Source organism: Oceanobacter sp. 4_MG-2023 (genome assembly GCF_030689165.1).
GTDB lineage: Bacteria > Pseudomonadota > Gammaproteobacteria > Pseudomonadales > Oceanobacteraceae > Oceanobacter.
In genome coordinates, this window is sequence record NZ_JAUYVV010000025.1 from 35,588 (window position 1) to 43,992 (window position 8,405).

Consider the following 8,405-nt stretch of genomic DNA (forward strand, 5'->3'; position numbering starts at 1 on the left):
TAAATGGATGTCCCCTGAAGCTCAAGATGAAAACAGGATCTTGAGCCAATAACGATACTGCCGGACGTATCCTGGCTTCAATCGCCAGGCCTGCAGCAAATATTTCCTGGCTTGTGTCTTCTTCCCTTTGGCTAGCAGCAGTTTTGCCAGTGAGACATATTGATGTACCAGTTTTGTCTCATCGACCATATTTTTCAGCGTATCAATTTTTAACTGTAGAACCTGTATTGCCTTATCGCGATTAAAACCACTTTGAGTAATGCCATCCGGTAGAAACTCCTTAATAGAACCCACTTCATTAACAGCAAAAAGAGGCATTTTTTCAGCCAGTTGACACCAGAAATACCATACTTCAGCATTCCGGAACTGAGTCGTAAAGCGGGAATTTCCAATCGCATCAGCTTTGACAACATGAGTCATATCACCACGCATACGTTTCCCGAACATATAATCATTCAGGTAATTCATTTCACCATAGCGGCTGATTTTCGAAATAGGTTTTCCATTCTCAAATTGACAGTCCAATGAATACCAGTTGTATCCTGGATTTTTCTTGATTGCGGTCGCTATTTTTTCAAGACATTCTTCGGCAAGATAATCATCATCATCGATCCAGACAACGAAGGCCTCTTTATTTATCGTCAGGACTTCTTCCACTATCCGGTTGCGCACAGCGTTAACACCACTGTTTTTTTCCATACATCGATAATGGATCTTACCTGGGTAACAGGATTGAAACTCAGCAATGGTGGCAGGAGTATGATCTGAGCTGGCATCATCAACGAACAGAATTTGCCAATCCTGAAAGGATTGATTTGTAACGGATTTCAGTACTCTATTCAATAATTCAGCACGATTATAGGTTGGTACCGCAACAATAATTTGAGTCATTTTCATCATTGATTGATTGATATTGAAGCAGTCTATCAAAAAAACCATACGGTTTGGCACAACCTTCATATCAATCTTACCAGATATGACATTTCTTCCAATTAATATAAGGCTAGCCATCTCACAAGCAGGTTTTCTTCATTAGCTTTCAAAAATCAAGACCAATATATGACTTATCTATTCAATTAAAATAAATTCCGCACAGAATCAATTTATTATTATTTTGTCACTACCAACGTTTTTAACCTCTATATTCTTTTATCCATGGTGCCTTACGGTATATATCGTAAGGTCCATCCATCACATCGTCAGGATCTGGCTTGCCATGAAATTGGATCACTCTCGCACCTTCCGGTATGATTGCCTCTCCGGTTACTGTCATCACTCCGATTTTCCTTAACCACTTACCGATAATTCCATAGCTGTTTTTGATGCGTGCCCGGCATTGTTTCTTGAATGAAACCACCCACTGTTCAGGCCATAACCCAGCATCACCTACTTTTTCGGTAATCCAGTTTTGATCACCATAATAATCATTCATTACCTGGGCTGAGTTTTCTAAAAATTCATCCCATACCTGAGGCTGAGAACCAATATTAAAACGAAATACAGAACTATTATATCCTCGTGTTTGCAAGTCTTCGGCGATCAAAAAGCTGCCGGGTTTATAAGAAAAAAAGTCATCCAAACCACCAACGATGACAACATCCAAATCCATGTATAATAATTCTCCTTCCAGCTGATGAAAATCCTTCTGAAAAAGACTTAACTTGTGCCACCAACCAGAAATTTCCGTATTAACCAAGGGCAAGGGTTTGACCTTTGGGTAAATATCCCGCGCATCATCAGTAAGGCAATATAATACAAAATCAGCTACCATGTTTTTTTCGATCATATCATACAGTCGATTAACATAACTTGACGGATATTTATCTCCCCATTTTACACAAATAATTTGATTCATCAGCCACCAAAATAATTTATTTTGTACTTTTCAAGCCATAAAAACCCATCTTCATTTTTATAAGCACTTTTAATTTCTGGAGTTCATAACTTCCCGGATTTTCCTTCCAACTTCTGGTTCTTTTTCTATTATTCCAAAGTTCTCAAGCACTGTAGCCGTTTCTTTTTTTAATGCGAGTCGCTCCAGCTCTTCATCAAGCAAACCATGATCAAGCATCCTGACCCAGCGACGATAATGATCCCCCATCTTTGTCACACCGCTATTGAGCAGACGTGCTCTGTTTTCTATACTTTTAACAAAGCACTCCCTGTTCCGTATAGGATAGTGATAGACGGTAATCGATGGATCAATGGTCTGATTTATAAAGCCCCATAAGTGCCAGGCTCTGTGATTTCCACCCTTAACCCTTAACAACCCATGGTTATTAACCATCACTTTTCCATTAATATTACCCATAAAAACAGAAAAACTATCATTATTAATAATATCCTGGCCTTTGTTTAATATTGGTGATTTCACTCGATATGGAAAGTCCAGATAGTCAGAATCTCCTGAGAAAAACGTATCGTCCGGTATCATATTGGATCGACTACACTTTACAATTGATCCCCATCTACCCAGATTACTCTTCAAATCCCCACTATCAGACAGCCAAAATTCATCAGCGTCATTGGCAATACTCCAGTCTGCACCCAGTATACGCCGGGATTTTGCGGCCATTTCTGTTTTCCAATTACTCTGCTGATAATCCAGTTCTGGTCTATCTATCACCAATATTTCATGTTTTTTTGATAATTCGGCAATAACCTCTCTGGTTCCATCCGTTGAGCCATTATCCATCACAACAAAGCAATCAACCCCCTGATTTGAATGAAATCTGATATTATCCTCGATAATATCAACTTCATTTTTGATAAGCAGGTTCATGGAAAGTTTAAGCATATTTGTATGTATTCCAGCTCTTTTCGGGGGGAACACATTCAGATCAGAAGAATGGTTCGAGTGAGAAAGTTCCATAGCAATTATATCTGAAACAGTAATCCCTGAAAATCCAGATCTATCATAGCTCTAAAAACGATTCAACGATGTTTGATTCCATACACTGGATCTCTCCAATAACACAAGGGTGTACTGGAAAATCCCGAATGCAGACATTCTGGCAGCCAGAATTCGAGCCATGGTTATCTTGTCTGTGGTGGCAAACAGCGGAGCAGAATCACAGCAAGCCCAGAAGCTGCGTCTCGATCTGTTCAAGATCCGGAATAAATGCAGATTCGCCTTCAACGCTTACTGCCATCTGGTCCAATGAGCCCATTCCCATCACAGCATCCACTTGCTGGATATCCTGTTCCAGGACTCGGGTCAGTTTGGGAATACCCTGCACCAGGATGCCAAAGAAAGGCATTTCGGAATATTGGCCCACGCCGTTAATAATGGCAAAACGGGCATCCGGACTTGGCCGTGGGGCCGGCGTGCCGTTAAGCAGTTCGTAACAAATCACCGGTATGCCAATACCTCGCCACTGAATGCTGCCAATGATCCAGTCGACTCTGGAGTTGGTTGTCATCAGTTGAGAGAAAGGAATGATTTCAGCCACGGTAACGTTCGGGAGCAATAGCTGCCGGTCGTTCAGTGGAATCATCAGGCAATCGACCTGACCGGGCTGTTCAATATTGGCAGGTGTCTGGCTCATGGGTATTCATCCAGTGATTCTTGAGTCTATTCACCAGCTGATTAGCCAGCTGGAACGGGGTGCCGTGAAATGAAACCCGGCCGGTACCAAGCGCACTTTCAGGCATAGAGGCATTGGCACAGGTGGCCGGGGTTTGTATCCAGACCGGCAGTTCTCTTTCAGGTAAGGATACCAACGCTTCAGAACCGTCGTTGCCCATGCCGCTGAACAGGATAACGCCCATTCGGGTCTGAAAATACCGGTGTACGTTCACTATCACTTGATCAATGGATGGGCCGTACGGGCCAGACCAGTCATGCCGGGTCGATACTAACTGACCCTGGCCATCAAAACCAAATTCATCCGTAACAGGAGCGACCAGGACATCACCATTTTTCAGCTGTTGCCGATCGCCAAACAGGCGTAATGACAAGGCTGAATGACGGCCAATGGTGGTTGTCAGCGTTGCTTCAAAACGACTGTCGATGTGTTGGGCATAGACGAAGGCAACCGGCAGACCGGCAGGCAAGGCATCAAGAAATTGTTTGACCGCTTCCGGGCCACCCAGAGAGGCACCCAAAACCCATACTTCCTTGGCAGTCTGGCCGGTTAATACCGATGTGCTAAAGATTTTTGGCAACAGGATACGGCTCGGCTGCCGCTCTACCGGTGTCGCGATGCGCTCCAGGCTGGCGACACTTTCATCCACCAGTGGTTGGCAAGAAACCGGGACAATACCTTTTAGTTTTTGATACAGCCGTTTTTGCCAGCGTGGCAAGCTGTCGCAACCACGAGCCGGGGCTTTCTCAATACCCACCAGAACCGGCACCGGGCCGTGCATCAGCTCATCCAGCCAGTCGGACAATTCGTCATCGTTGTCACGGTTGATATCGACCAGCCAGGCATCCAGCGCCAGCTCTCGTCCCTGAATCAATTCCATCCGCGATGGATCGGCACTGATGACTACTTCAAAGCCAAAATGCGCCATGGCAGCCTGCAACATGTGTTGTTGCAGGCGGTCATCAGCAATAATGCCAACCCGAGGCAAGATCACCTAGCGACCCTCACGCCCCAGCAGTCGATTGATGGTTGACATCAGCGACTCTTCCTGGAACGGCTTGCCCAGATATTCATTTACACCAATGGCCATCGCCCGATCCCGGTGCTTGTCACCAGTACGAGAAGTAATCATCACAATAGGAATATCTTTCAGACGTTGATCGTGGCGTACCAGCGAAGCAACCTCAAAACCATCCATGCGCGGCATTTCGATATCCAGCAGCATCAGGTCTGGTTTGTGATCCTGCAGGGTTGCCATGGCGTCCACACCGTCACTGGCGGTATACACTTCCAGGCCATGACGTTCCAGCAAGCGAGTAGTTACCTTACGTACAGTTACCGAGTCATCCACCACCAGAACCCGAGACACTTTGGCCACCTGTTCGTGGCGCTGTTCAGCCATTTGGGCATCCAGCAATCGTGCTTGCTGGTATTCCAGAGAGGTCTGACTACGGATCATGGCAGGCAGATCGAGAATGATCACCACGCTACCATCCCCCAGGATAGTACCCCCAGAGACACCCATCACTGAGGCAAACTGAGGCCCAAGGGCCTTAACCACGATTTCACGACTGCCCAGCAGTGAATCCACTTGCAGGGCATAAGGTACTGTCCCCTTGATCAGCAGAATCGGCAATGGCAGGGTCTGATTCGCTACTTTGGGCTGAGAGCCATTTTCGAGCATAACCCCCAGATACTCCAGGCGATAGTCCTGCCCGGAATACTGATACTGGCGCTCGCTGGGTGGCATCTGATAGTAGCCTTGCAGCTCATTCGAGGAGGCCCGGACAATACCTTGAATATTATTCAGAGGAATGGCGTACAAATCATCGCCAATCTGCACCATCAATGCCCGGTTAACCGATACGGTAAATGGCAAGCGCACCACAAAACGAGTGCCGGCACCCTGTTCCGAGAGAATTTCAACCGTACCGCCCATCTGCTTGATTTCGGTGCTCACCACATCCAGGCCAACCCCACGACCGGAAATCTGGGTAACGTTGGCGGCGGTGGAGAATCCGGCCTGCAGGATAAATTGCAGCAGGTCATGATCAGTAATGCGGGCATCTTCTGTTAGCAGCCCTCGTTCAATGGCCTTGGCACGCACCGCATCCCGGTTGATACCTTTACCGTCATCCCGCAAGGTCAGAACAACGTCGCTGCCTTCCCGGCTGACTTCCAGATCAATCGAACCAACATCCGGCTTGCCCGCGGCACGGCGTTCGGCAATGGATTCAATACCATGGTCAACGGCATTACGTACCATGTGCTCCAACGGCGAAATCATCCGCTCCAGCAAAGATCGGTCAAGCTCACCTTCAGCGTTCAGAACCTGGAACTCGACTTGTTTATCGAGCTCCAGACTGACCTGCCGCACAATCCGGCGCAAACGCGGTACCAGGCGCTGGAAAGGCACCATCCGCGTTTTCATCAAGCCTTCTTGCAATTCGGTGTTTACCCGGCTTTGTTGCAGCAACAGGGTTTCTGCATCACGGGTTTTGTTTGACAGCGTGTCCTTGAGATCCAGCAAATCCGACGCCGATTCAACCAGACCACGGGATAATTGCTGAATGGTGGAGTAGCGGTCCATCTCCAGAGGATCAAAATCTTCATATTCCGGGCCATGGCGTTCCTGACGGAACAGTACCTGGGCTTCAGTCTCGATATCCAGACGGCGTAACTGGTCGCGCAAGCGATCCAGCGTGCCTTCCATTTCTTCCAGCGTGTAGGAGAAATCCGTGACCTGCTGTTCCAGTCGTCCACGACCAATCGAGGTTTCACCCGCCAGGTTAACCAGGTCATCCAGCAAATCGGCCGATACCTTGACCAGCTCTTGTGGCGCTTTACGTGCAGCCACCTGTTGGGCAGCTTCCGCGACGGAGGCTGGTACCGAGGCTGCCGCTACTGGCGTGCCTTGGGTCGTACGCAATGGCACCACATTACTGGCTACCGATGTATCCTGCGGTGCTGCTGACTCTGTTGCTGCCTCTGGTGTTACAGGCGCGACTACTGCCGGCTCTGATACGGTAGCGGTAGCGGCCGGAGGTGTTTCCTGCCCCTTAACAGAAGAGTCAGAAGGCTGTCCGGCTTCTGTTGTCTCATCCAGCCCGGTGTCGGTCGAATCCGCCTGATTTGACGGCGTATTTCGCGGCACAGTTTCAAGACTGTCATCACCGAGCAAGAGCATCTCACCCGACGCCAGCATGGTACCGATCTGTTCAATCTGACGAGCCAGTGCGTCCTGTTCCTGATAAGCCGATTTGAAAAATTCAGGGTCGGCCTGCAAGTAACCTTGCTGCACTTGCAAGATACGACTTTCAAATGCGTGAGCCTGATCGCCCAGAGTCACCAGACCGGCAAGACGTGCACCGCCTTTAAAGGTATGCAAGACACGCTGGGCCTCGTTGGCAGGCTCCATATTAGTGGGCGTTTTTTCCCATTCCTGCAGCGCCTGATCCAGTGCCTCGTACAGTTCCGCCGCTTCATCCAGAAAGATTTCCAGAATTTCCCGGTCGGTTTCATCCAGTGATTCCGACAGCACCTGGTCTGCCGCGACGGGCGTTACCTGATGCTCAACGTTCTGATCCGGTTTGGCAGCGACATTCGTATCACTGGCCATATCAGGCTCATCCGCGCTATCTGCATCCGGGTTCTGTACCACTTCGCCCTGCATATAGGCTTTTAACGAGCTCAGGATACTATCTGCCGAGCGGGGAGTCTGGCCGTAACGGATGCTGTCCAGCTGACCGCCCAGGTCATCATGGGCTGCTTGCAGCAAGGTAAACAGTCCGGGTTCTACCCCCAACCGGCCATTGTTGATGCGTTCGTACAGAGTTTCGAGGTCATGACACAGTGCCGCCACGTCGGCCTGTTCGGCCATACGGGCGCCCCCTTTCAGGGTATGCAGATCACGTTGCAAGTGAGCAACATTGACCAGGTTCTCAGGGTTGGCCCGCCATTCACTCAGAATCTGGTCGACAGATTCAATAATTTCTTCTGCTTCTTCGAGGAAGATTTCAAGAATTTCATCCGTACCATCATCCACCTCCATTACTGGCGGCGCTTCATCGACGATCGGTTCTGGTGTCGATTGCACGGTTTGCTGACTTTCAACCGCGTCAATGGTCAGCGGTGAATCAGTTGCCTGAGAGTCTTCAGCATCTGGAGTCTGTGGTGCAAAAGCCTCCGCCGATGGCGTACTGATAACCGCTTCGCTGGACGCAATGGTGGGTACTTCAATAGCCTCGACGGTCAATGCCAGCGTTTCCTGGTCATCGGTCGCTTCAGGCGTATCAATCTGTTCGACGGTATCATCAGAGATGAGCGGAACCAGATCGTCCTGTGGGTCGGTTTCCGCCACTTCGAGGGAATCCAACAGTTCAATCATGCTGTCATCAACGACAGGAACCCAGTCTTGAGATTCTTCGATCTCAAGTGTGTCGGACAACGACAGCAAACCGTTCTGTAAATCTGTATCAGACTCTGTGACTTCCAGCGTATCTGACAACTCGATCATGCTGTCATCGATAACCGGGATAACGTCCTGGAAATCGACAGTGGATTCTTCTACTTCCAGCGTATCCGGCAAGCCAGTCATACTGTCATCGATAACCGGGATAGCATCCTGGAAATCGACAGTGGACTCTTCCACTTCCAGCGTTTCTGACAGCTCAACCATGCTGTCATCGATAACCGGGATAGCATCCTGGAAATCGACAGTGGACTCTTCTACTTCCAGCGCTTCTGACAGCTCAACCATGCTGTCATCGATAACCGGGATAGCATCCTGGAAATCGACAGTGGACTCTTCTACTTCCA

The 8,405-nt window shown here is 48.5% G+C and carries 6 protein-coding genes; all 6 read right to left on the reverse strand.

Annotated elements, in window-relative coordinates; all coding sequences use genetic code 11:
• Positions 1-21: 21 nt before the first annotated feature.
• A complete protein-coding gene (locus tag Q8W24_RS14615) occupies positions 22-960 on the reverse strand; it encodes a glycosyltransferase family 2 protein (protein WP_305415565.1) in 939 nt (312 codons plus the stop codon).
• 172 nt (positions 961-1,132) lie between these two features.
• A complete protein-coding gene (locus Q8W24_RS14620; RefSeq protein ID WP_305475783.1) occupies positions 1,133-1,855 on the reverse strand; it encodes a hypothetical protein in 723 nt (240 codons plus the stop codon).
• A gap of 69 nt (positions 1,856-1,924) precedes the next feature.
• Positions 1,925-2,797, reverse strand: a complete 873-nt coding sequence (locus tag Q8W24_RS14625) for a glycosyltransferase family 2 protein (RefSeq protein WP_305475784.1) — start codon at positions 2,795-2,797, stop codon at positions 1,925-1,927.
• A gap of 274 nt (positions 2,798-3,071) precedes the next feature.
• Positions 3,072-3,548, reverse strand: coding sequence for a chemotaxis protein CheW (locus Q8W24_RS14630; protein WP_303434431.1), 477 nt, complete (start codon positions 3,546-3,548; stop codon positions 3,072-3,074).
• Positions 3,523-4,581 (reverse strand): chemotaxis protein CheB, encoded by a 1,059-nt coding sequence (locus Q8W24_RS14635; protein ID WP_305415562.1) that lies wholly within the window; start codon positions 4,579-4,581, stop codon positions 3,523-3,525. The genes Q8W24_RS14630 and Q8W24_RS14635 overlap by 26 nt, the downstream gene beginning before the upstream one ends.
• A partial coding sequence (locus Q8W24_RS14640) for an Hpt domain-containing protein (RefSeq protein ID WP_305475786.1) occupies positions 4,582-8,405 on the reverse strand: 3,824 nt, incomplete at its 5' end.

Excerpts from the sequence above, each read along its gene's own strand:
- Q8W24_RS14630 (WP_303434431.1), bottom strand. The coding sequence starts at position 3,548 with ATGAGCCAGACACCTGCCAATATTGAACAGCCCGGTCAGGTCGATTGC.
- Q8W24_RS14620 (WP_305475783.1), bottom strand. The coding sequence starts at position 1,855 with ATGAATCAAATTATTTGTGTAAAATGGGGAGATAAATATCCGTCAAGT.
- Q8W24_RS14625 (WP_305475784.1), bottom strand. The coding sequence starts at position 2,797 with ATGCTTAAACTTTCCATGAACCTGCTTATCAAAAATGAAGTTGATATT.
- Q8W24_RS14615 (WP_305415565.1), bottom strand. The coding sequence starts at position 960 with ATGAAGGTTGTGCCAAACCGTATGGTTTTTTTGATAGACTGCTTCAAT.